Origin of the sequence: Oceanospirillum sanctuarii (genome assembly GCF_002150805.1) — a bacterium.
Taxonomy (GTDB): Bacteria; Pseudomonadota; Gammaproteobacteria; order Pseudomonadales; family Halomonadaceae; genus Oceanospirillum; species Oceanospirillum sanctuarii.
In genome coordinates this window covers 1,064,084-1,088,186 of the sequence record NZ_MTBA01000004.1, presented here as the reverse complement: position 1 = coordinate 1,088,186, position 24,103 = coordinate 1,064,084, and the positions used below count along the sequence as shown (strand labels likewise).

The 24,103-nt window shown below is 51.2% G+C and carries 22 protein-coding genes; 15 read left to right on the top strand and 7 right to left on the bottom strand.

Translation table 11 applies throughout. The features are described 5' to 3' along the window. The first annotated feature begins 195 nt into the window (after nt 1–195). Nucleotides 196–1,347, top strand: a complete 1,152-nt coding sequence (locus BV405_RS11910) for a hypothetical protein (protein WP_140054581.1) — start codon at nt 196–198, stop codon at nt 1,345–1,347. Between the two features lie 73 nt (nt 1,348–1,420). Here the strand turns inward: BV405_RS11910 and BV405_RS11905 are convergent, their stop codons facing one another. Then, a complete protein-coding gene (locus tag BV405_RS11905) occupies nt 1,421–2,245 on the bottom strand; it encodes a substrate-binding periplasmic protein (RefSeq protein ID WP_086481053.1) in 825 nt (274 codons plus the stop codon). A gap of 301 nt (nt 2,246–2,546) precedes the next feature. Between BV405_RS11905 and tadA the strand changes: the two genes are divergently transcribed. Further along, nucleotides 2,547–3,008 (top strand): tRNA adenosine(34) deaminase TadA, encoded by a 462-nt coding sequence (tadA, locus tag BV405_RS11900; RefSeq protein ID WP_281251671.1) that lies wholly within the window; start codon nt 2,547–2,549, stop codon nt 3,006–3,008. Between the two features lie 36 nt (nt 3,009–3,044). On the opposite strand, the gene mltF is transcribed toward tadA, so the two are convergent. Next, nucleotides 3,045–4,496 carry a membrane-bound lytic murein transglycosylase MltF gene (gene mltF / locus BV405_RS11895; RefSeq protein ID WP_176330131.1) on the bottom strand — a complete coding sequence of 484 codons (1,452 nt, stop codon included), beginning with the start codon at nt 4,494–4,496 and terminating at the stop codon, nt 3,045–3,047. A 310-nt stretch (nt 4,497–4,806) separates the two neighbouring features. Between mltF and purL the strand changes: the two genes are divergently transcribed. Next, nucleotides 4,807–8,712 carry a phosphoribosylformylglycinamidine synthase gene (purL, locus tag BV405_RS11890; protein WP_086481050.1) on the top strand — a complete coding sequence of 1,302 codons (3,906 nt, stop codon included), beginning with the start codon at nt 4,807–4,809 and terminating at the stop codon, nt 8,710–8,712. A 67-nt stretch (nt 8,713–8,779) separates the two neighbouring features. On the opposite strand, the gene BV405_RS11885 is transcribed toward purL, so the two are convergent. Beyond that, the gene (locus tag BV405_RS11885) at nt 8,780–9,127 is read right to left on the bottom strand and encodes a hypothetical protein (protein ID WP_086481049.1); all 348 of its coding nucleotides are present in this window, start codon (nt 9,125–9,127) and stop codon (nt 8,780–8,782) included. 95 nt (nt 9,128–9,222) lie between these two features. Beyond that, nucleotides 9,223–10,095 carry a DUF72 domain-containing protein gene (locus tag BV405_RS11880; RefSeq protein WP_176330130.1) on the bottom strand — a complete coding sequence of 291 codons (873 nt, stop codon included), beginning with the start codon at nt 10,093–10,095 and terminating at the stop codon, nt 9,223–9,225. A 206-nt stretch (nt 10,096–10,301) separates the two neighbouring features. Between BV405_RS11880 and BV405_RS18095 the strand changes: the two genes are divergently transcribed. The 4 genes from BV405_RS18095 to BV405_RS11860 all read left to right on the top strand — a co-directional run bounded on the left by BV405_RS18095 (nt 10,302) and on the right by BV405_RS11860 (nt 13,608). Further along, nucleotides 10,302–11,798, top strand: coding sequence for a DUF1538 family protein (locus BV405_RS18095; RefSeq protein WP_086481047.1), 1,497 nt, complete (start codon nt 10,302–10,304; stop codon nt 11,796–11,798). Further along, nucleotides 11,795–12,145, top strand: coding sequence for a P-II family nitrogen regulator (locus BV405_RS11870; protein WP_086481046.1), 351 nt, complete (start codon nt 11,795–11,797; stop codon nt 12,143–12,145). The genes BV405_RS18095 and BV405_RS11870 overlap by 4 nt, the downstream gene beginning before the upstream one ends. Nucleotides 12,146–12,187: 42 nt before the next feature. Further along, nucleotides 12,188–12,577: a CBS domain-containing protein gene (locus BV405_RS11865; RefSeq protein ID WP_086481045.1), complete on the top strand. Its 390-nt coding sequence runs from the start codon at nt 12,188–12,190 to the stop codon at nt 12,575–12,577. A gap of 86 nt (nt 12,578–12,663) precedes the next feature. Further along, nucleotides 12,664–13,608: a universal stress protein gene (locus BV405_RS11860; RefSeq protein ID WP_176330129.1), complete on the top strand. Its 945-nt coding sequence runs from the start codon at nt 12,664–12,666 to the stop codon at nt 13,606–13,608. Nucleotides 13,609–13,707: 99 nt separating this feature from the next. Here the strand turns inward: BV405_RS11860 and BV405_RS11855 are convergent, their stop codons facing one another. Then, entirely contained in the window at nt 13,708–14,703 is a 996-nt protein-coding gene (locus BV405_RS11855; protein WP_086481043.1) for a potassium channel family protein, read from the bottom strand. 65 nt (nt 14,704–14,768) lie between these two features. Between BV405_RS11855 and BV405_RS11850 the strand changes: the two genes are divergently transcribed. Continuing rightward, nucleotides 14,769–15,338 carry a GNAT family N-acetyltransferase gene (locus tag BV405_RS11850; RefSeq protein WP_086481042.1) on the top strand — a complete coding sequence of 190 codons (570 nt, stop codon included), beginning with the start codon at nt 14,769–14,771 and terminating at the stop codon, nt 15,336–15,338. A gap of 29 nt (nt 15,339–15,367) precedes the next feature. Beyond that, a complete protein-coding gene (locus BV405_RS11845; protein WP_086481041.1) occupies nt 15,368–16,426 on the top strand; it encodes an alpha/beta hydrolase in 1,059 nt (352 codons plus the stop codon). Nucleotides 16,427–16,453: 27 nt separating this feature from the next. Here BV405_RS11845 and BV405_RS11840 read toward each other — a convergent pair whose 3' ends face one another. Then, nucleotides 16,454–17,734, bottom strand: coding sequence for an HlyC/CorC family transporter (locus BV405_RS11840; protein WP_245832300.1), 1,281 nt, complete (start codon nt 17,732–17,734; stop codon nt 16,454–16,456). 241 nt (nt 17,735–17,975) lie between these two features. Continuing rightward, nucleotides 17,976–18,770: a cytochrome C assembly family protein gene (locus tag BV405_RS11835; RefSeq protein WP_086481039.1), complete on the bottom strand. Its 795-nt coding sequence runs from the start codon at nt 18,768–18,770 to the stop codon at nt 17,976–17,978. Between the two features lie 369 nt (nt 18,771–19,139). Here BV405_RS11835 and ffh point away from each other — a divergent pair, with 369 nt between their 5' ends. The 6 genes from ffh to xerD all read left to right on the top strand — a co-directional run bounded on the left by ffh (nt 19,140) and on the right by xerD (nt 24,101). Then, nucleotides 19,140–20,519, top strand: coding sequence for a signal recognition particle protein (ffh, locus tag BV405_RS11830; RefSeq protein WP_086481038.1), 1,380 nt, complete (start codon nt 19,140–19,142; stop codon nt 20,517–20,519). Nucleotides 20,520–20,943: 424 nt separating this feature from the next. Then, a complete protein-coding gene (gene rpsP / locus BV405_RS11825) occupies nt 20,944–21,186 on the top strand; it encodes a 30S ribosomal protein S16 (protein ID WP_086481037.1) in 243 nt (80 codons plus the stop codon). Nucleotides 21,187–21,325: 139 nt separating this feature from the next. Next, nucleotides 21,326–21,856 (top strand): ribosome maturation factor RimM, encoded by a 531-nt coding sequence (gene rimM / locus BV405_RS11820; RefSeq protein WP_086481036.1) that lies wholly within the window; start codon nt 21,326–21,328, stop codon nt 21,854–21,856. A gap of 45 nt (nt 21,857–21,901) precedes the next feature. After that, complete coding sequence (gene trmD / locus BV405_RS11815) at nt 21,902–22,648, top strand: tRNA (guanosine(37)-N1)-methyltransferase TrmD (RefSeq protein ID WP_086481035.1); 747 nt, start codon at nt 21,902–21,904, stop codon at nt 22,646–22,648. Between the two features lie 37 nt (nt 22,649–22,685). Further along, on the top strand, nt 22,686–23,042 hold the full coding sequence (rplS, locus tag BV405_RS11810) for a 50S ribosomal protein L19 (RefSeq protein ID WP_077243221.1): 357 nt from the start codon (nt 22,686–22,688) through the stop codon (nt 23,040–23,042). Between the two features lie 114 nt (nt 23,043–23,156). Continuing rightward, nucleotides 23,157–24,101: a site-specific tyrosine recombinase XerD gene (gene xerD, locus BV405_RS11805; RefSeq protein WP_086481182.1), complete on the top strand. Its 945-nt coding sequence runs from the start codon at nt 23,157–23,159 to the stop codon at nt 24,099–24,101. The last annotated feature ends 2 nt before the right edge of the window (nt 24,102–24,103 follow it).

The following is a 24,103-nucleotide window of genomic DNA, read 5'->3' as shown; positions in this document are numbered from 1 at the left end:
GCTTTACCTCGTTTAAATTGTGCTCCTCTTACCCTAGTCCTCACGATACAAACCGCAAGCTTCAGGCCGGGTTGTAATTGGTCAGAATATTTATCTTCATCTTCTTATGTAAAGTTATGTAGTATTTCTCCTATTGCTTTCTTTACATTGCGTTACACTGTGTATCGTAAGACAACAATAAGTGGGGACATACTCATGAAACAGACAAACCTATCGACAGTCCTGAAGCAGAGCATGCTTCCCGCTGTTGCCGGCGCTTTACTCCTCTCGGCCTCTTTCACTGCCAATGCGAATAATGCTGTTCTATCGATTGATCCCGAAACTCAATGCTTCGATTTAATGGCGGGCCAAAATATTGATGCAGGCGATGTTTGCCTGAGCATTGATGGTGAGAATCTGGTTGTCGATTATCAGACTCAAGACGGCTGGATGTTGGGCGAGACCCACACCTGGGCAGGTGAGTTTGCGGACGATTATCCGCAAAACAAAAAGGGTAATCCTAAAATCGGTAACTTCCCTTACAACTCAGGAAATATCGAGTGGGTGGATAATTACTCGGTTTCGATTCCTCTGTATTCATTCACCGATACCTTTGCGGATCTGAATGCTCTGTGTGGCGTCGAATTGTCGCCTTTCTATGTGATGGCACATGCTGTTGTTGGTATGGGGAATGACATCAGCGGCTATCAGACTGAAACCGGTTGGAGTGACGGTGATCGTGTTGTTGATCGCGGTAGCTGGGCGACCCGTAGCAGCTTTAATTTTGTCGTGACTTGTGACGATGATCCGGATGGTCCGGGTGATGATGGTTATCGCGGTGGTGAAACTGCTTGGGTTGTCGGTGAAACTGAGTTCACTAGCCTTTTAAGCTGTGGTGCCGATGATATCCGTGGAACCGATGATGAGAATAATGTGGGCTCGCTGTCATCTAAATGGGGTTGGTCAGTAGGTCCTATTATGGCTGGTGCTACAGGAACTTATCCTATCTACGCCGCTGCAGGTCAGAATGTACTAACAAAAGGTAGTCATATTGGTAATGCAACAATTACCTTTGATGGTGCTGCCGGCGAAGTTGATATTGATGTTCAGATTTTTGAAGATTATGGCTTTAAGAAGATTCAGATCTTCGTAGGTGATAATCACACCTGTACTGTTGCTCCTGGGCAGCTGGGCTATCAGGAAGAGTTTGAAACTGAACAGCAATCCTATTCGGTAACGCGAAGCTTTACTGGCACAGAAGCTTATCTGGCTATTCACTTCGAATCGTTTGGTGACTGTGTGACAGAAGAAGACGGCGGTAACGGTAACTTCTGCCCTAAGCAGGAAGAATCAACCTCCTCTGAATAAAGAAGCTTAATCCCCACCAAAAAAGCCCCGAAAGGGGCTTTTTTGCGTTTGTATGATCCGATAAAGGTGAGAATCAGCGGATATATTTATTCGCCAGTTTTTCAGCCAGTTCCTGCTGAACTTTGGTTTGTTCTGTCCAGATCTTCTCAGCCAGCCAGGGTTTTTTGGCATAGAACTGGCGGCTCAGCATCAGATAGTAATCTTCCTCAAACAGGCTGTATTCGGCGCGGCTGATAAGGTCGCCCAGCTCAGGGTGCATACGGGCAAGGGTTTCCACATGCTCGGCGACCAGAACTGTTGCCGGTACTTCACGCTGCAGCATCGCCTGAAGAGCTTCCGTGGTGGTCGGGAAGCTGATGACCGGATAGTTGTTTTCTTCCAGTAGCGAAATCACAGGGCTGTCGGTTTTCACCGCAACACTCTGGCCTTTCAGGCCGTAAATACGATCACCATCAGTGGTGACGCGGCGGTTATCCTTGATGCGGTAGAGAGCATACTCTTCACCGTACAGTCTCTGGCGGGGATCAACCTTGGCCTTGGTGAAGGGGTATTTGCCGGTAAACAGCCAGTGCTCACGGTAAGGGACATTAAAAAGCCCATCCAGTTTGCCGGTCTTGATCTGTTCAAGGCAGTCTTCAAAGTCACAGCGTACCAGCTGGAAGCGAACCTCTTTGACCCGCTTGCCCACTTCCTGCATTACCTCCACGCTGTAACCGGGATTGTTGGCCGGAACTTCAGTACCGGAATCCAGATAGTAGGGAGCACTGGCTTCCGTTGGATATCCTACGAGAAAGCGAATGGGGGCGGCCTCTGCCAGAGAGATTGGCAACAGGGTGATCAGGCCTAGGCCAAGTGCTGAGGCGGTTTTTTTGACCGATGTGAAACGGGTAAAAGACATAAAGTGCGCACCTCCGGCTAATCTGTCCGGCGCTTTCCTTTCTGCTGACCGCCAGCGGGAATCGTGCTGGTTAAAGGACACAGGAATTAGCCGGTTGCCAGCACGTCATGTGATGGCTCAGGTATTAAGTGTTTGGTTTTTAAATATAAGTGTTTTGGTATTCGGTTCTTGGTTCTGTTGTTAAGTGTCACGATGACAGGAAAACAGATTATCATAAGCACAGACACAATGACCTTCTGCTTTTGCTTCAGTGTGTTGCAGGTCTGTTGCTTAGCATCGTTGATAGGATTGTTTGTAAATTATGAGTCGTAAGCCGGAATATTTCATGCACAGGGCGTTAGAGCTGGCGCAACAGGCTGCTGATGAAGGTGAGGTGCCGGTTGGTGCGGTAGTGGTTTATAACGGAGAGATTGTCGGCCGGGGTTGGAATCAGCCGGTTGCAGGCTGTGATCCCACGGCTCACGCTGAGATTATGGCGCTGCGGGATGCGGCGAAGCAGCTGGATAATTATCGCCTGAATGAGTGCGACCTCTATGTCACGTTGGAACCCTGCACCATGTGTGCGGGGGCTATTATCCACAGCCGTATCCGTCATGTGTATTACGGTGCGGCAGAGCCACGAACCGGTGTGAATGAGAGTATCTGTAATCTGTTTGCGCAGCCCTGGTACAACCATAAAGTAGCTGTTACCGGTGGGCTTTTATCAGGGAAAAGTAAGCAGATTATGAAGGCTTTTTTTGCGGAACGCAGGAAGGATCGTTAGGGCTGAAGAATTCTTAAATTGCTCTAAAAGATCTCTTTAAAGAACCGGTGGAACAATGCTGAAGCTGACGGCTTCATCAACAGTCTGTTCGGTTGCCTGATTCTGTGCAACCTGCTGCAGGCGGCTGTCATACCAGGTCAGAATATCGTAATACTGGCGGATGTTCTGCACGTAATGTACCGGCTCTTCACCGCGGGCAAAGCCGTGTTTGGTGAAGCGGTACCAGTTACGTTTCTGCAGTAGTGGCAGATGTTCCCGCACATCGATCCATTTATTCGGGTCTTTCTTCATGTGCTCGGTGATCTTCCGGGCATCTTCCAGATGACCATAACCCACGTTGTAAGAAGCCAGTGCCATCCAGGTACGATCCGGCTCCAGAATCTGTTCCGGCATACGGCGAATCAGTTTAGACAGATAGCGTGCGCCGCCGTAGATACTCTGTTTCGGATCAAGACGGTTGGTCACACCCATATCGCTGGCAGTGTTCAGAGTGAGCATCATGATACCGCGAACGCCGGTGGGAGATTTTGCCCGGGGACGCCAGTGGGATTCCTGATAACCGGTCGCGGCTAATAAACGCCAGTCCAGATTGTACTTTTCTGCAGCCTGTTTGAAGTGCTTCTCGTATTTGGGCAGACGACCGCGAATATGTCGTAAAAAAATCTGAACACCAACGTAATTCAGCTCTTCGGTGTGACCAAAATAGCGGTCTTTTACCTGTGACAGGGTGCCATCAGCTTCGATCTGATTGAAGAAATCACGGGCCGCATTGTATAGGGTGTTGTCGCGATGCTTTGGCATCGCCCAAGCCAGTTTATGGGGTTCGTCCAGCTTGAAGGCCTCTTTCGCCCGGGAGTAGTAGGCCTTGTTAATATCGAACTCATTGGAGTTGATAATGGCGGCGTCGAGCTCCTGATCATGCACCATGCGGATCAGATCAGTGGCTTCCAGATCGCTGGTTTCTTTCCAGCTCAGCTTCGGATGAGTCTGCTGCAGTTCGCGCAACAGTTGAGCGTTATTCGTGCCTGCGATAACGGCGGTTTGTTTTCCGATCAGGTCTTCAATGGAGCGGGGTGTTTTCTCTTTTCGGTTGTAGATAACAACCGGCTGAACGTCCATATAACTCTGGCTGAAATAGACCTGGCTGGTGCGTTCGAGGCTGATTTCCAGGCCGGCTGCGGCCAGGTGGGCATCACCTTCTTCCAGAGACTGATAGATGTCCTGAATATCGTGATTGCTGTCGATTTCCAGTTTTACGCCCAGATGGTCGGCAAACATACTGGCCAGCTCGTATTCGAGGCCGGCAGGACCATCAGCGCCTTCATAGTAAGTTGTCGGGGTGTTGCGGGTGAGGATTTTCAGTGTGCCGGTTTGCTTAACTTCTTCCAGAACGGTGGGTTGATTGCAGCCGGACAAAGACACTGCAGCCAGCAGCGTTGCTGCGGCTAACGTGAACTTTGAAAAATGTAAAAGAGGCTGCTTTAGCACAATATTCACCACGGTTCTGTAATCAAGGCGGTAGCTGGTTTAACCGCTGAGTTGCCGACTGTCTCACAGATGAAAAAAATGTACAGAGACCTATTGTCGCATTTTTTTTGCTGAAAATGACACTCTGCTAAGTGATATGCCAAGAAAGTCATCTTCAGATTGGCTTTAAACCTAGGGTTTGCAGTATTATTAGCCCCCTCATCATTTCTGCCGTTTTTTAACAGTGCAACTGAATTATATCTTTGTTGCCTGTTTAAATAGTAGAACAAGTTCCGGTTTCCGAATTTTTTTTAAGAGGCTTCTTTTCGTCATGCTTAAATTGCGTGGAGCGCCCGCCCTTTCTGCTTTCCGAACCCGCAAGCTGCTGTCTGCATTACAAGATGCAGTTCCAGCGGTTCAGAATGTTCACGCTGAGTTCATGCACTTTGCAGAGCTGACCGCTGATCTGACCGCTGAGCAACAAACGGTTCTGGACCGTATCCTGCGTTACGGCCCTAAATCAGAACTGCAGGAGCCTTCCGGCACGCTGTTTCTGGTTGTGCCGCGCCCGGGAACTATCTCTCCGTGGTCTTCCAAAGCGACCGACATCGCTCACAACTGTGGTCTGAACGAGATCAGCCGTATTGAGCGCGGTATCGCTTACTACGTTGAGGTGTCCAGCGCTTCGGAAACCGACCTGGCTGTGATCAAAGATCTGCTGCACGATCGTATGACTCAGGCCGTACTGGCTGAGCTGGATCAGGCAACGTCACTGTTCAGCCACGAGCAACCTCGTCCGATGACCTCAGTGGACATTCTGGGTCGTGGTCGTCCTGCTCTGGAAGAAGCTAACCTGTCTCTGGGTCTTGCTCTGGCGGAAGATGAGATCGACTATCTGGTACAAAGTTTCATCGATCTGGGTCGTAACCCGAATGACGTTGAGCTGATGATGTTTGCCCAGGCAAACTCAGAGCACTGCCGTCACAAGATCTTCAACGCCAGCTGGACGATTGATGGCGAGCAGCAGGAGAAATCCCTGTTCGGCATGATCAAGAATACCTATGAGCAGAGCCCGACTGATGTTCTGTCTGCTTATAAAGACAACGCCTCTGTAATCGTGGGCCACGAAGCGAACCGCTTCTTCCCGAATCCTGAGACGAAAGAATACGCCAAACACAACGAGCTGGTTCACCTGCTGATGAAGGTGGAAACCCATAACCACCCTACAGCGATTGCACCTTTCCCGGGTGCGGCTACCGGTTCCGGTGGTGAGATCCGTGACGAGGGTGCAACCGGTCGCGGCTCCAAGCCAAAAGCAGGTCTGACCGGTTTCACCGTATCTAACCTTAACATTCCTCAGTTCAACCAGCCTTGGGAAGGGGGTTATGGTAAGCCGGAGCGTATCGTTTCTGCGCTGGATATCATGATCGAAGGACCTTTGGGTGGTGCGGCATTTAACAACGAATTTGGTCGTCCTAACCTGAACGGTTACTTCCGTACTTTCGAACAGGAAGCAACCGGTGTGAACGGCACCGAAATGTGGGGCTACCACAAGCCGATCATGCTGGCCGGTGGTATGGGTAACATCCGCGCCGAGCACGTTGAGAAAGGCGAGATCGAAGTTGGTGCCAAGCTGATCGTTCTGGGTGGTCCTGCCATGCTGATCGGTCTGGGCGGTGGCGCTGCTTCTTCTATGGCGACCGGCGCAAGTTCTGAAGATCTGGACTTCGCTTCTGTACAGCGTGAAAACCCTGAGATGGAACGTCGCTGTCAGGAAGTGATCGACCAGTGCTGGCAGCTGGGTGACAAAAACCCGATCAGCTTTATCCACGACGTAGGTGCCGGTGGTCTGTCCAACGCCCTGCCTGAGCTGGTTAAAGATGGCGAGCGTGGCGGTCAGTTCGATCTGCGTAAAGTACTGAATGACGAGCCGGGCATGAGCCCGCTGGAAATCTGGTGTAACGAATCTCAGGAACGCTATGTAATGGCCGTTTCTCCTGAGAATCTGGAAGCGTTTGAGGCGATTTGTGCCCGTGAGCGTTGCCCGTTTGCAGTTGTGGGTGAAGCCACGGAAGAGATGCACCTGACGGTTCACGATACCGTGTTCAGCAATGAGCCGGTTGATCTGCCGATGAGCGTTCTGTTCGGTAAGCCACCTAAGATGCACCGCGAATTTAACCGCGTAAATCCTGAGCTGCCTGAGCTGAAGCTGGAAGGTGTTGAGCTGAAAGAAGCCGCTAAGCGCGTTCTGCAGCTGCCGACCGTAGCCAGCAAAAACTTCCTGATCACCATTGGTGACCGTTCTATTACCGGTATGGTTGCCCGTGACCAGATGGTAGGTCCTTGGCAGGTGCCGGTTGCTGACGTAGCGGTAACTACCACCACTCAGGATGCCACTACCGGTGAAGCGATGGCGATGGGCGAGCGTACTCCGCTGGCGCTGATCAACCCGGCGGCGTCCGGTCGTATGGCGGTTGGTGAAACCATTACTAACCTGGCTGCAGCTCAGATCAACAAGATGGGCGACATCAAGCTGTCCGCTAACTGGATGTCTGCAGCGAGCCACAACGGCGAAAATCAGGCGCTGTTCGACACCGTGAAAGCGGTAGGTATGGAACTGGCTCCTGAACTGGATATCGCGATTCCGGTAGGTAAGGACTCCATGTCCATGCGTACCGTTTGGGACGATAACGGCGAAGAGAAAGCGGTAACGTCTCCGCTGTCTCTGGTGATTACCGGTTTTGCTCCTGTTGGCGATGCCCGTAAGACCTTGACCCCTGAACTGCGTACTGACAAAGGTGATACCGACCTGCTGCTGATCGATCTGGGTCGTGGCAAGAATCGTCTGGGCGGTTCTGCGCTGGCGCAGGTATTCAATCAGGTGGGTAACGAAGCACCGGATCTGGATGATGCTGAAGACCTGAAAGCCTTCTTTGCCGTTATTCAGGGTCTGAATCAGGACGGCAAGCTGCTGGCTTACCATGACCGTTCTGATGGTGGTCTGTTCGCAACTCTGACCGAGATGTCTTTTGCCGGTCATACCGGTCTGAACATCAAACTGGATCTGATCGCAGACAGCGATGCGGATCAGGATGTTCTGGCAGCCCTGTTCAACGAAGAGTTGGGTGCTGTAGTTCAGATCTCCCGTGAGGATTCTGAAGCAGTTCTGGCTCAGTTCCAGGCAGCGGGTCTGGGTGACTGCGTAGCGGTTATCGGTGAGCTGAATGACGAAGACTGGGTACGTTTCACTTATGACGGTGAAGCGGTTCTGGAAAATGCCCGTGTGAACTACCAGCGTAAGTGGAGCGAAACCAGCTACCGCATTCAGGCGCTGCGTGACAACGCAGACTGTGCACTGGAAGAGTTCGACGGCCTGCTGGATTCCACCAATCCGGGGCTGCACGCTGAACTGACTTACGATGTTAATGAAGATATCGCTGCACCTCTGATCACTTCCGGCAACCGTCCGAAAGTGGCGATCGTACGTGAGCAGGGTGTTAACGGTCAGATCGAAATGGCTGCAGCCTTCGATCGTGCCGGTTTCGCTGCGGTTGACGTGCACATGAGCGACATTCTGGAAGGTCGTGTCACGCTGGATCAGTTCCGTGGTCTGGTTGCCTGTGGCGGCTTCTCTTACGGTGACGTTCTGGGTGCCGGTGAAGGTTGGGCGAAGAGCATTCTGTTCAACGCTACCGCCCGCGAGCAGTTCAAGAACTTCTTCCACCGCGAAGATACCTTTGCACTGGGCGTATGTAACGGCTGTCAGATGCTGTCTAACCTGCACGAGCTGATTCCGGGTGCTGAGCACTGGCCGCGCTTTGTCCGTAACCAGTCTGAGCAGTTCGAAGCCCGTGTTTGTATGGTTGAAGTTCAGGACAGCCCGTCTGTGTTCCTGCAGGGTATGGCGGGTTCCCGTATGCCGATCGCAGTGGCACACGGTGAAGGTCATGCTGAATTCACCAGCGAAGCTCATCTGGATGCTCTGCTGGACAGCGGTAATCTGGCGCTGCGCTATGTGGACAACTACGGCAAGGTAACTGAAACCTATCCGGCGAACCCGAACGGTTCTCCTGCTGGTGTTACCGGTGTGACCACCACTGACGGTCGTGTGACCATCATGATGCCGCACCCTGAACGTGTTTACCGTGCGGTAACCAACTCCTGGGCTCCGGATGACTGGAGTGAGGATGGTGCCTGGATGCGTATGTTCCGCAACGCACGTGTATGGGCAAACTGATCGGATAAGCGACTTATCTGAAAGGTACAAAAAAGGCAGCTTCGGCTGCCTTTTTTGCGTTTTGGGTTTACAGGAAACAGTCTGTCTCTGCTGCTTCTAAGTTGTCTGATAGAAGCTCTCCAAGGAAATGCCCAAAAGGCTTAACTTTTTTGTACTCTGGAGGCAGCGACAGCTCGATTTTGAAAGGTTGATCTGGGGTGTCCATGGTAATGATGCCAATATCAACACCGGTGTCATGCCACTGATCTTTTATTTTTTGAATATCAATCTGTTCAAGGCGAGATAGAGATGAATGAGTCTTGCAGGTTAGCCCCTTGTTCAAAGCCTTCAATCTAATTCTTTCTAGCAAGTCTCTTTTTCCGGTTGCTGTTGGACCTGTGATTTCGATGGTCAAAGTTGTACCGAAGCTTTTCATTAAGCTACCTCTGTGATTTCTTTTAGGGATGATAATTATCCCATAGAGGTAAAAGGTACCAGACTGGCTGAAAGTTATAATCAGAATCACATCTACTAAAACAGGGATTCCTGCAGCTGTTCCGGTGCTTGCGGCCAGTGACTGAAGAGGGCTGCGTCGGGGATGGTCTGATTCAGTTGCTCGGCAAAATACGCCGCCACTTCCGGTGCATGGCTGTTGCTGGGTGTGTGCAGGAACATATAGGGCGTGCGCCCTTCCCTGATCCACTGGGCAATTTTAGTGATCCAGGGTTCCAGATAATGCAGGGTTCCCTGCCAGTCTTTGGCGGTGATAAAACGCACCATAGGATTCTGTCCGGTGGCGATCACATGCAACGGCAGGTTGGGTTTGGCTTTTAACGCTTCCAGCGTATCTTCATCATCCGCGGGGTTCTTAAATAGCGCCCGGGTATCAAACTGAATCCGGTTAATGCCGTGTTCCATCAGCAAAGCATTAAGCTGACGCTCGGTGTCATCTTTATTAAAGAAGCCCCGGTGGCGCACCTCAAGACTGAAGTTCATCTCCTTGGGCAGGCTTTCGATAAACTGCTGCAAGATACCGAAGTGCTGCGGCCCGAAGGCATCCGGCAGCTGCAGAAAGATCATGCCGAGCTTTTCCCGTAGCAGGGCAAAACGTTCCAGCGCAGCCATCAGTTCTTCATGGGGCACCTGCAACAAGCGGTCGTGGGTAATGGAACGCGGCAGTTTAAAACAGAAGCGGAAATGCTCCGGTGTCTGGCTGTACCAGTCTCGCACGGTCTGAGCTTCCGGTAACCCGTAGAAGCTGGTGTTGCCTTCAACGGAGGAGAAGTAACGACTGTATCGGCTCAAGGTAGATAACTGACCACCACCGGCCAAAGGCCCCTGTTGCCAGTGTTTGTGATTCCACTGAGATAAACCGATATAGCAGTGCGCTGCCTGAGCCGTCACGGGCACTTTGCCTCCTGAGTGTTGGAACTGATCCAGGGTTGTATTTTGATCTGTGTCATATTTTCTTGCAACGATACACCCTGATCCGGTCTTTTCCGAACTTTCTGCAAACAGAGATGTTTAACAGCTCAATGTTTGCCACAAGCTGCTTCGGTTCGATGCGGTGCTGGCAGGAAAGACCAAGCACTGTTTTTGGATCAGATGGTATGCAGGCCTATCTTAAAGATTTTCAGTCCGCATTTATTCATGCATTACGCAATCTGGCACCGATTCTTCTGGTGGTAGCTTGTTTCCAGTTTTTGATTCTGCAACAGATCCCTGAAAACGCAGGCAGTATTCTGGTTGGGCTGTTGATTGTTGCAGCCGGTGTTGCCTTATTTCTGCAGGGGCTTGAATTCAGTATTTTTCCGGTGGGTAAGCGCCTGTCTAACCAGTTTGCTGAACGGGGTTCTGCGCTATTACTGACCTGTTTCGGTTTTGCCATTGGTTTTTCGGCGGTGGTGGCTGAACCTGCACTGATTGCGGTGGCTAAGCAGGCAGAGGAGATCAGTAACGGTCGTATTGATGGTCTGACACTGCGCTTGTTGGTCGCACTTTCAGTTGGTGTTGTGATGGCTTTGGGGGTATTCCGCATCATCGCAGGGCTGCCGTTGCACTGGATCATTATTCCCGGCTACGTACTGGTTGTTCTGGTGACCTACTTTGCCCCCGGTGAGATTGTTGGTCTGGCTTATGACTCCGGCGGTGTCACTACCAATATTGTGACGGTGCCTTTAGTTGCGGCGATGGGGATAGGTCTCGCAGCATCGATTCGTGGCCGAAATCCGCTGCAGGATGGTTTTGGTCTGGTGGCACTGGCGGTGATGGTCCCCATGGTGAGTGTTCAGCTTTATGGCATTTATGTCTACTCGACACCAGACGTAACCTCAGGGCTTGAACTGGATTCGGAGACCGGTTCTGCCGGAGATACGGTCTCGCCAGTCTTAAAAGTGCTGCTCGACCTGATGACGATGGTTCGGGATGTGCTGCCGATTATTCTGACGATTCTCTTTTTCCAGTATCTGGTACTGCGTCGTCCGCTGGCAGATCCCAGACGCATCATCTTCGGCTTTCTGCTGGTGATTCTGGGGCTGTACGCATTTGTTGTCGGTTTGAAAATGGGGCTATTTCCCATTGGCACCAGGATGGCAGAACAGCTGATCGGTCTGGATAAGATAGGCTTTGTTTATCTGTTTGCTTTTGCCATTGGCTTTGCGACCACAATGGCTGAGCCTGCGCTGCTGGCGATTGGTAGGCAGGCAGAAGAAGCTGCAGCAGGTCGTCTGAAAGGCAGTGTAATCCGGATTCTGGTTGCTCTGGGCGTTGCCGTGGGTATTACCGTGGGCGTGCACAGAATTATCGCTGGCGATTCGATGCACCATTACATTATGGCGGGCTACGCAGTGGTTATTGTGCTAACTCTGATCACGCCGAAGTTTATCGTGCCGCTGGCCTATGATTTAGGCGGGGTGACAACCTCGGAAGTGACCGTGCCGCTGGTAACGGCGTTGGGTATCGGGCTTGCGACTCATATTGAAGGGCGTAACGTGCTGATTGATGGATTTGGCCTGATCGCCTTCGCATCTGTCTTTCCGATTATCTCCGTTATGCTGTATGCGATCATCAGCCAGTTGCTGGCAAAACATCAAAAGGTGACGTTATGAAATTTTCTGCCCTTGTCGCGATTGTTCCTGAGGACATGGAACAGTCGGCAATCGATACCGCTAAGGAGCTGGGTGCCGGAGGCATTACGGTGCTGAATGGTCGGGGAATCAGCAATGAAGCGAAAAAGACCTTTTTCGGCCTTAGCTACGATGGTAGTCAGACCGTATTGCTGATGGTGCTGGAGAAGAGCCTGGCGCTGCAGATTCTGAAAGCGATTAAGGCTCTGGTTGCTCCCGATAGCAGCGGTTCTAAAGGGTTGGTTTTTATCGTGCCGCTGGAACATCTGGGCGGGATTGATGCTAATCAGTTTGAGAAGTTTGAAGCGCATCTTAAAGATGCCCTGTAAGCAGCATAAGCCGAAGATTCCGGTGAATTTAAGGAGCAGGTGATGCGAATTGTAAAAGATGTGATGGTTGAAAATGCGGTGACCATCAGCCCGTTCGCAAAGCTAAGGGAAGCTTTGCGCCTGATGAAAAAGCACAAGATTAAGTCTCTGGTGGTGGATAAAAACTCTGACCATGACGCGTGGGGGCTGATCACCTATACCAATATCCTGAAAACGGTGATCGCTGAAGAAGGCGATATTGACCTGCTGAATGTCTACGATATTTGTGCGAAGCCTGTGATCACTGTGGGTGAGGATTTAGCGGTGCGACATGCAGCAACTTTAATGGTGCAGTCGAAAGTAAAACGCTTGCTGGTGGTGTCTAACAATGACCTGAGAGGCATTGTGACGATGAACGACATTATGGAAGCCGTGCTCCAGCAAATTGACTGACCGGATTGATCGCCGGTTTTAGTTTGAGGGCGAGGTGATGACAGTGGTTGCTCCTCCTTCCCCTGATAAATATGAAAGGAATGATGATGAAACGCTTTAATAAAATTCTCTGCCTTATTCAGTTAGATGGCGCTGAGGATCTGCTGAAAAAAGCTCTTCAGATTGCGGAGCAGAGCAGTGCTTCATTGACACTTCAGGTCATGCTTCCGGGGGCTGTGAGTGCTCTGGCTGCAGAGCAGGATAATCCTGAGCAGAAGGTTCGCCAGCGACTGCTGTCTCAGCTGGAGACTTCACCAGCGCTGGTGAAGCAAATTGAGGCTTTGCCTATTCTGCTTTGTCCGGGTAAGCCTGTGATTGAGGCGGTGAGCGCGGTTGTACGGGAAGGTTTTGATCTGGTGCTGAAAGAGGCGGAAGATCCGGACTGGATGGATCGTCTGATGGGCAGTGATGATAACCACCTGCTGCGTAAATGCCCTTGTCCTGTCTGGTTGTTTAAGCCGGGCGCGCCTAAGCCGCTGAAAAACATTATGGTAGCGCTGGATTTCGATCACACCGAGCATCCGGAGAATGTCGAACTGAATCAGACGCTGGCTGAGCTGGGCTTGTCGCTGGCAAGTTCAGAGTCTGCAGATCTGCATCTGGTGTCTGTTTATGAGTCTCTGGAAGCGGGCATGCTCAGTATCTGGTCTGAAGAGCCGGAAGCATTCCGTCGAACGCTGGAAACCGCAGAGTATGAACGTAAGCAGAAGGGGATGTCAGACCTGAAGCAAGCTCTGGAGCGCAAGGTGGGGAAAGAGTCCTACGACTATATTGCTCCGGTAACGCATCTGGTTCAGGGTTTACCAGCCAAAAAACTGACAGAGATGGCTGAGCAGCTGGATGTGGATCTGGTGATTATGGGAACCCTTGCCCGTAGCGGTCTGAAAGGCATTGTGATTGGTAACACTGCTGAAAGTGTTCTGGGGGCGCTGAAGTGTTCGGTGCTGACGGTGAAGCCTTCCGGATTTGTCTCTCCATTGATGCCGGATTGATAGGGCTAACAGAGACTTCCAGAAAGGTGCAGAGAGGCTAAATGCCTCTCTCATGCTTTGTCTTTTGATTTTTAGCCTTAGGCTTTTGATGCAAAAATCTTAAGGCTCTTTCGGCAGATCCGGGCTGATATTTTTTGGCCCGTCAATCGGGGCATCAAACAGGCTGTTTCCGCAGTGGGGGCAGTGCATCTGATGTCCCAGCTCCAGCGTTTTATTGTGAATAATCTGGTTCAGATCTTCTTCCGATATTCCATATTTCTGGCTTAGCCGGGCCAGCATCCCTTTTTCTGCATCACTGAGATGGCCATCTTCCAGTGCGTTGACAACCTCGGCGGTCATGGCTGATTTACGGTCCTGCAGCTCTTCCGAGAAACGTGCCGCCAGCATGCCAGCCGGTAATGCAACGGTGCCTACGCCAAGCAACATAATCAGAATTGCCAGAATCTTACCCCCTGCGGTCACGGGGGTTATATCGCCGTAGCCCACAGTTGTCATGGTCACTACCGCCCACCAGATCGCATCCAGCACACTCTTAAAGGCATCCGGCTGAGCCTGATGTTCCAGTGCAAACATGACACAGGCGGCGAGTACTACCAACACCAGTACCGCAAAAACGGCAGATGCCAGTGAGGCCAGCTCTGAAGTTACTACCTTGAGGAAGATATCCATGCTGCGGATGTAATGTGAAAGCTTTAGTAGTCGCAGCAAGCGCAGCAGTCTGAGATAGCGCAGGTCGATGCTGATAAAGAGTGACAGGTAGAAGGGAATAATCACGATCAGGTCGATCAGAGCGATCGGCGAGAAGATGTAGCGCAGCTTGCCTTTAAACCCCGGGCCAAATTTGGGGTTCTCCGGGCTGATCCAGACCCGCACCAGATACTCAATGGTGAATACGGCGACGGAGAAAAGCTCAAGGCCGTAGAAGTAGCTTGCGTACTCCTTGCCGATCTCAGGCACGGTTTCCATGATCACGCCGGTCACATTCAATACGATCAGTGCGATAATAAAGCCATTGATCAGCTTGCCTTTAAGGCTAAAAGCCTGCTCTCCATCAAGCAGCTGAAAACAGCGATGGCGAAGGGAATTTGAGGTCATGGATATAGCCCTGTGATCTGTAGTCCTTCACCGGATTGTAAAGGAAAACGGAATAGGATGGTCGGATGAGCGCCAATAAAACCTCTGAAAAACAACTTTCTGCGGCTGTTAAGTCCGGCTGCTCGGTTCCCGTGCTGGAAACAGAACGCCTGATGATGAGAGGCTATCAACAGGAAGATTTTGCTGCCTATCAGGCGATGGTCACCGATCCTGAGGTTGTGCGTTATGTCGGCGCAGGACAGCCGTTAAATCCGGAGCAGGCCTGGCAGAGCATGGCTTATCTGATGGGGCATTGGTGGCTGAAAGGTTTTGGGCTGTGGGCGGTTGAAGAAAAAGCCACTGGCAAAGTGATTGGCAGGGTTGGGCTTTATCAGCCGGAAGGCTGGCCGGGTATGGAGCTGGGCTGGATGATTACCCGTAGTCACTGGCGACAAGGTTATGCCTTTGAAGCGGCCGAAGCGGCATTGGCATTTCAGAGAGTTCACCATTCTGATACCCCGCTAATCAGCCTGATTCACAGCGAAAATAAAGCGTCGATTAAGCTCGCGCAGAAGCTGGGGGCTGTATTTGCATTGGGGCGTGAAATAAGTGGTATTCAGGCGCTGGAATTCAGCTATCCTGCAGTGAACCATTAGCACTTAAGCTGCGAAAACAGGGATGTACGATGTATTCAAACAAACCGTCAGGCAGTCCTTCAGACAAGCCATCAGCCGTAGCCTCTGCTCCAGAGGTTATTGTCACGCCCATGGCGGATTTCTCTCCGGGTTCCTTATCACCGCTTCATCCGGCACTGGAAAACTGGCGTCAGCAGTTCAATGCCCTGCTGGCGAGCCTTCCACCGGAAAAGAAAGCGGCGACACCTGAGAGTGCCCGTCAGGCTTTGGCGGGTATTACCGCACGATTTGTCCCGGCCGGGCCTGAGATTCTTCGTATGGACGACAGTGTGCTTGAACCGGACGATCTGGCGGAAAGACCTCAGTTACCCTTGCCGCTCAGGCTGTACCGGGCTGTGGATAATCCTGATTCCCTGATGCTTTTTATTCATGGTGGCGGCCACATGGCAGGGAGTATCGAGGTTTACGATCCTATCTGTCGCAGATTGGCTGAAAACACAGGGCAGGCGGTTTTAGCGATGGATTACCCGTTGGCTCCTGAGCATCCCTGGCCTGCCGGTATTGAAAGCGTTGCCGAGCTGATGGCGCGCCTGCCAGAAGTGCTGGATACCTTTGAGCTACCTGCAAATATTCGGGTTGTGATGATGGGGGATTCCGGTGGTGCAGCCATGGCGGCGACTCTCTGCTTGCAGCAGCCGGAGATCCTGCGGGGCTATCCAAAAGCGCTGGTTCTGCTCTATCCAAGCCTTGATTATCGTATGTTGGCGGACTCGATACAGCAGTTTTCGGAAGGTTACTTTCTCACTGAGGAGCGGATGCGCTGGTATTTCGAGCAGTATCTTCAAGGTAAGGCTGATCCTCTGACGATTTCTCCTCTTGAAATGCCAGTACCGGGTCACTTTCCTAAAACGCTGCTGATCAATGCTGGCTACGACCCGTTAAGGGATGAGGCGGGGTATTTCTTCGGGAAGCTGGTGGAGGCAGGAATCGAGGTTGAGGGTGTTTGCTATGAGCAGATGCTGCATGCTTTTCTCAATCTGGAATCTCTGGTGCCTGAGGCGTGTCAGGAAGCCTATAACGCAACCAGCCGCTTTACAGCGGCTGATTAATCGGATCTTAACGAGAGAGCAGGATGGTTAAGCGCTGCGCTTCTTCTTGCTCTTCTTCACTTCCTTACAGCGTACCTTTTGAACGAAGTTGCCGCTGATTTCCAGTGTTTCCAGTCGGTAAGGGCCGAAGCTCAGGCAGACCGGTGCTTCCGGAATGGCTTCCAGATGCTCAATAATCAAACCGTTCAGCGTCTTAGGGCCATCAACCGGTAGCGCCCAGTCCAGTGTCTTGTTGATATCCCGGATGCTGGCGGCACCTTCTACTTCAAAGTTACCGTTGCCGTCTGGTTTGATCTCATCATTGTGGCCGCTCATCGGCGAAGTAAAGTCACCGACGATCTCTTCCAGAATATCTTCCAGAGTCACAATACCGAGAACATCACCATATTCATCTACCACGATACCGATACGGCGCTTCAGGCGCTGGAAGTTCAGCAGCTGGGTCTGCAGCGGTGTGGTTTCCGGAATAAAGTAAGGCTCACGGGCCTCAGCCAGCAGATCCTCTTTGGTTGGCATCTGGCGGGCCATAAAGCGGGAAGCATTACGCATGTGCAGAATGCCCAGCACATTGTTCACATCGCCTTTATAAAGTATCAGGCGGGTGTGCTCGCAGTTCTGCAGCTGCTCAATAATGGACTCCATCGGGTCATCCAGATTGATACCCTGAATCTCATGGCGGGGAATCATGATGTCGTTCACCGTCATGGATTCCAGATCCAGAATGCTCAGCAGCATGGTTTTGTGACGACGGGGAATCATTGCACCTGCTTCCAGTACCACGGTGCGTAGTTCTTCCGGAGTCAGCTGATCATTGCTGCTGTCGTTCTGGTTAACACCCATCACTTTCAGCAGGCCATTGGTGATGGAGTTAACCATAAACACCAGCGGATACATCAGCTTCAGAAGTGGGGTCAGTAGCAGAGAGGCCGGGTAAGCAACGCGCTCAGGGTGCAGTGCAGCCAGAGTTTTTGGCGTTACCTCGGCAAAAATCAGAATCACCAGCGTCAGTAGGGCGGTGGCGATAGCGATACCGGCGTCACCATACAGGCGAACAGCGATAACGGTGGCAATAGCAGAAGCGAGAATGTTAACGAAGTTGTTACCGATCAGAATCACGCCGATCAGACGATCCGGGCGTTCCAGCAGGCGGCTAACACGAAGCGCACCTTTGTCGCGGTTCTTTGCTTTGTGGCTTAACCGATAGCGGTTAAGTGACATCATGCCGGTCTCAGAGCTTGAGAAGAAACCGGAACAGATAATCAGGAAGGCTAAAAGTCCAAATAAGATGCCAAGGGGGGTGTCGTTCAAGAGATCGGGTATCCTGCTTTAATTAAAAACTGACGATTTAACGACTGCTGTATGACAGCAGAATGACCTCCTTCGGTCGCTATTCTGTTAATTCGCCGCGGGCAGTGCGCTTCACATTGTGGCGACTGCTTTTTTTATTTTTAGGCTGCGGATAAAACCGCAGCATTACTTTTAAATTTTCTGTTGAGTGCCGTCAAGGCGTGTTACCAAACATAGCCTGCTTAGTACGCCAGATGTCGGGTTAGTTCAGCAGAATTTCAAGTGCTACCTTGCTGCCAAAATAGCCCAGAACCAGAAGGCTTGCGCCGCCTAACGTCCAGCGTACAGCGGTCATGCCGCGCCATCCCAGCCAGCGGTGACCTGCCAATAGGATGGCAAAAACCAGCCATGCCATCAGGGTCAGAATGGTTTTGTGGGCCAGATGCTGAGCAAACAGGTTTTCGATAAAGATAAAGCCGCTGCCGATGGCAATGGTCAGGGCGATTACGCCACTGCAGATCAGTTCAAACAGCAGGCGTTCCATGGTTTGCAAAGGAGGCAAAACCTGAATAATGCCACGGGTCTGCTTATGCTTGAGCTGGTAGTTCTGGACTGAAACCAAAAGTGCCTGACAGGCGGCGATAACGATCAGGCTGTACGCAACCAGAGAAGTCAGAATATGCAATGTCAGGCCCGGTGCTAAACCGTTGCTGGGCGCAGAAACCGGTCCCCAGATGGCAAAGATCAGTGCCAGCATGGACATCGGGAAAACACCGATAGCCAGATTCAGAACCGGCTTTTTAATACTGCTGACAAGAAGCATCAGGCTGATGGTAAAGGTTGCCAGAAGACCCATTTCGGTTAGGCCGAGATGCAGACCGTCAGGCTGGAACATCGCCAGCCAGACGCTGAGGCCGTGATTGAGTACAGCAGCAGCACCTAACAGGCGAATCATAGGTGGGCGGTTAGGGGCTTTGCGTTGGAGGGCCAGAAGCTGATACGTGGCCGCTGCACAGTAGAAAACGATGGCGATCAGAGCTAGTGCGATAGCATCCATAATCTGTCAGTTGTCCCGTTAATAAATAAGAGCCAGTTAAGAAAGAAGCAGGTTGGAGCAAAAAAGGGTACTGGCCTGCCTGAATGTCAACATCAGGAGCTTCCTGATAAAAAGAGGTGTAATAGTAACCGATTGCAGATCGCGCTGCATCATAGCCAGAGGCAGATTGGGTGAGGTTATTTGCCTCATCGGCCAAGGTTTTTGTCCGATTCCGTCCTAAAGCCTATTTGCCCATGGATGACAGGGGGCTCGGCTGGTTATAATGCGGGCAATTTTTTGAATTTTGCTTGTCCGGATCAGATCTGATGCTTAATCCGGTAAGAGCGATGTTGAATGTTTTTCTGCTGTTGAAGCAGCGAGGATGTGTGGATGTTTGAGAACTTAACCGAACGCCTATCGAAGAGCTTGCGTTCTATCACAGGTCAGGCGCGTCTGACCGAAGACAACATCAAAGATACCCTGCGCGAAGTACGCAAGGCGCTGCTCGAAGCGGATGTTGCTCTGCCGGTTGTTAAAGCCTTTATCGAAAAAGTGAAAGAACGCGCCGTTGGTCAGGAAGTCAGCAAGAGTCTGAGTCCGGGTCAGCAGTTCGTTAAGATCGTTCAGCAGGAACTTGAACTTATCATGGGTGAGGCGAATGAATCGCTGAACCTGGCTGCCAATGCACCGGCGGTTATCCTGATGGCCGGTCTGCAGGGTGCGGGTAAAACCACCTCTGTTGCTAAACTTGCCCGCTTCCTGAAAGAGCGCGAGAAGAAGAAAGTTCTGGTTGTTTCTGCTGACGTTTATCGTCCGGCGGCAATCAAGCAGCTGGAAACGCTGGCTGGTGAAGTGGAAGCAGAGTTCTTCCCAAGTACCACAGATCAGAAGCCACTGGATATCGCTAATGCGGCGATTGCTCACGCTAAGATTCAGTTCTTTGATGTTGTGATTGTCGATACGGCAGGTCGTCTGCACGTTGATGACGACATGATGGTTGAGATTAAAGAGCTGCATGCGGGTATCAGCCCGGTTGAAACGCTGTTTGTGGTTGATGCCATGACGGGTCAGGATGCTGCGAACACGGCTAAGGCCTTCGGCGATGCGCTGCCACTGACCGGTGTGATCCTGACCAAGGCTGATGGTGATGCCCGTGGTGGTGCAGCGCTGTCTGTGCGTCACATTACCGGTAAGCCGATCAAGTTTATGGGTATGGGCGAGAAGGTTGATGCACTCGAGCCATTCCACCCGGATCGTGTTGCCTCCCGTATTCTGGGTATGGGTGACATCCTGTCTCTGATCGAAGAAGCAGAGCAGAAGATCGATAAAGAGAAAGCTGAGAAGCTGGCGAAGAAAGTTAAGAAGGGCAAGGGTTTTGACCTGGAAGACTTCCGTGACCAGATTCAGCAAATGAAAAACATGGGTGGCATGGCAGGTCTGATGGACAAGCTGCCGGGCATGGGGCAGATCGCTGAAGTGGCCAAAAATGGTGCTGCTGAAAAAGAGATGGGCAAGCTGGAAGCGCTGATCAACTCTATGACGCCTCTGGAGCGCCAGAAGCCGGATCTGATCTCAGGTTCCCGTAAGCGTCGTATCTGTGCGGGTTCTGGCCTGCAGATTCAGGATCTGAATCGTCTGCTGAAGCAACACAAGCAGATGCAAAAGATGATGAAGAAGATGAGCGGTAAAGGTGGCATGTCTAAGATGATGCGCGGCCTTGGCGGTATGCTGCCACCGGGTATGGGTGGTGGTATGCCTCCGCGCTTCTGATAGAACCATAAATCCTGTTTTCAGGAGTTTGTGGACGAAAAGGTCTGATTTTTCAGGCCTTTTCTTTATTTAATTGCCAGCATGATAGTATCTCCTTTGCTGCAATTAAGTGTTTTTAAATCAAGAGGTTAGTTGTATATCCTCTTATCAGTCTGCGGCTTTAGTGTAATTTTTACGCAAATTGCCGCAGAAAATGGTGCTACAGACTTGCGTTTCACTTGGGTAAGCCTACAATAGCGCGCACATTTTCAGACTGACATTTCTGCTCGACCCGGTGAAAATCGCGGTTGCGGCGGAATATTGTGCTTTTGTGGTTCCAAAAGCCGGTGTTTTCCCTTAGAATATGCCGCCTTTCGGGCCGAAAGGCCGTGAATGAAAGTCTGTAGCGAAATTTTGAGAACTCCGAACATAGGATAAAAAGGCAATGGTAACCATTCGTCTTGCTCGCGGTGGCTCTAAGAAGCGCCCGTTCTATCACTTGACTGTAACTAACTCTCGCAGCGCCCGTAACGGTCGTTTCCTTGAGCGTGTTGGTTTCTTTAACCCACTGGCTAAAGGCCAGGAAGAGCGTCTGCGCGTTGATCTTGAGCGTGTAGAACACTGGAAAGGTCAGGGCGCAACTATCTCTGATCGTGTTGCTCAGCTGCTGAAAGAAGCTGCTAAGTAATTTCTGATTCTTCGGAATTCAGAACCAGTATGACGCTGCAACAGCCAAGCCGGCTGTTAGTGGTTGTAGTTTAAACATCGATTCTGGTGGTCAGCAGCGCTGATGCCGGTCTGGATGAATTGAGAGAATAAGTCGGCTTATGTCAGATCCGAAAGATTTTGTAGTCCTAGGTAGAATTACAAGTCCTTTTGGTATTCAGGGCTGGGTTAAGGTTTATTCTTTTACCGATCCTATGGACGGTATCTTCCAGTATAAAAAGTGGTCTTTGTGGAAAGATGACAAGCCGGTTGGTGAGTTTGAGGTCGCAAAGGGCAAAAAACACGGTAAGGGTCTCGTTGCCCGTCTGAAGGTCGTTACGGATCGTAATGGCGCTGAAGAGATGTGTGGCTGTGAAATTCGCATGCCAAAAGACGCATTGCCGGATCTGGAAGAGGGTGATTACTACTGGCACCAGTTAGAGGGGCTGAAGGTAATCACGACCGAAAACGTAGTTCTGGGTTCGGTTGATTACCTGCTGGAGACCGGTGCAAATGATGTACTGGTAGTGAAGGCGACACCGGAAAGTCTTGATGACGCTGAGCGTCTGATTCCTTATCTGGTGGATCAGGTAGTCAAAGAGGTCAATCTCAGCGACGGCACTGTGCTTGTTGACTGGGATCCTGACTTCTAAGCTGGTTGCAGTAATGAAACCGGCAATTTTAAAAGAGATTAAACTGTGTGGTTAGGCGTTGTATCCCTGTTTCCGGGGATGTTTGATGCGGTCACCGAATATGGTGTCACCGGGCGGGCAGTTAAAAAAGAACTGCTGTCGCTTGAATTCTGGAATCCTCGTGATTTCGCAACAGATAAACACCGCACAGTAGATGATCGCCCTTACGGCGGTGGTCCTGGCATGCTGATGAAAGTTCAGCCTTTGCGCGATGCTATTTTAGCCGCCAAGGAAAAAGCCGGACCCGATGCCAAGGTGATCTATATGTCTCCCCAGGGACGTCCCCTCGATCAGGAAGGTGTACGTGAGCTGTCTCAGCGCGACCGCATGGTGATTGTTGCAGGTCGTTATGAAGGCATCGACGAGCGCGTGGTGGAGACATTAATAGATGAAGAGTGGTCAATCGGTGATTACGTTCTGAGCGGTGGTGAACTAGCTGCTTTGACCCTCATCGATTCAGTATCACGGTTGGTTCCCGGTGTTCTCGGGCATGAAGACTCTGCTGAAGAGGATTCATTCTCCGATGGCCTGCTGGACTGCCCGCACTATACAAGACCTGAACAGGTTGATGATCTTGAAGTGCCGGACGTTCTGTTGAGTGGGAATCACGAAGCCATTCGTCGGTGGCGTCTCCAGCAATCTCTGGGCCGAACCTGGTTAAGGCGGCCGGACTTGTTGGAAAAGGTCGACCTGGACGATGAGCGCCAGGCATTGTTGGAAGAATTCATCCGCAATCATGACGGTTCGCGCTAATGCGCAAGTCGAGCGGCTTAAATCTAGGAGCGAGCTAATGAGCAGCAAAAATACAGTAATTCAGGCTCTTGAAGCCGAACAAATGAGCAAAGAAGTTCCTGCGTTTGCACCAGGTGACACTGTTGTTGTTCAGGTTAAAGTTAAAGAAGGCAACCGTGAGCGTCTGCAGGCGTTCGAAGGTGTTGTACTGGGTAAGCGTAACCGTGGTCTGAACTCTGCGTTCACTGTACGTAAGATCTCTCACGGTGTTGGCGTTGAGCGTACTTTCCAGGTTTACAGCCCACTGGTAGATAGCATTTCTGTTAAGCGTCGTGGTGACGTTCGTCAGGCTAAACTGTACTACCTGCGTGAACTGAGCGGTAAAGCTGCACGTATTAAAGAAAAGCTGTCCTGATTCGCTAAGATCAGTTCGACTTGCTGAAAAAACGGGTAACCTTTCGGGGGTGCCCGTTTTTTTTATGTCTGCGATTTGGTTATTTGAGGTTGAGTGTCAGCGTGGAGGCTATTGGTGACTAAGGGCTCTGAGGCATTAATACAGGGTTATCTGGACTTTCTGTTGCTGGAAAAAGGCCTGAGTCGGAATACCCAGCTGGCTTATCGGCGGGATCTGAAGCATCTGGTTTTATGGCTGGTGAGCCCGGAAGCTTTTTTGCGCTCGGAAGGTAGCAAAGATGCTGTCTGCGATCAGAATCTGTTGCTGAATCTGGATACCGAGAAGCTGGCTCTCTTTCGCGAAGCCTGTTTTGATACTGGGTTGGATAAGCGCTCGGTAGCCAGGATTATCAGCGCCTTAAAAGGCTTCTACTATTGGCTGATGGATGAAGAGTTGGTTGAACAGAATCCGGTCAGTCTGCTGCCCAAAATCAGGGCGGAAAAGAAGCTGCCCAAAGTGCTGTCCGAAGAGCAGGTTGAAGCACTTTTGGATCAGCCGGATCGTTCTGATCCCACTCAGGCTCGTGATCGCTGTATGCTGGAGCTGCTTTATGCAACCGGATTACGGGTTTCTGAGCTGGTTGGTTTGACTGCTGGGCAGGTTAGTTTGCAGCAGGGGATTGTGCGTGTAACCGGTAAAGGTCAGAAAGAGCGCCTGATTCCCTTGGGTGAGATAGCACTGGATGAGCTGACGTTGTACTGGCAGGAGGTGCGTTCAAATCTGCCGGGATTTAAAGAGAGTGAGACAGCCCTTTTCCCCAGCCGCAAGGGAGGCTTTATGACCCGTCAGGCGTTCTGGTATCGCATTCATAAATATGCTGTTGAAGCAGGTTTGCCGGATACGCTCTCTCCACACCAGCTTCGCCATGCTTTTGCCACCCATCTGCTCAATCATGGCGCGGATCTGAGATCGGTGCAGTTACTGTTAGGTCACTCCAGTGTCACTACGACCCAAATCTACACCCATGTGGCTAATCAACGTTTAAAACAGCTGCATCAACAACATCACCCAAGGGCCTGATT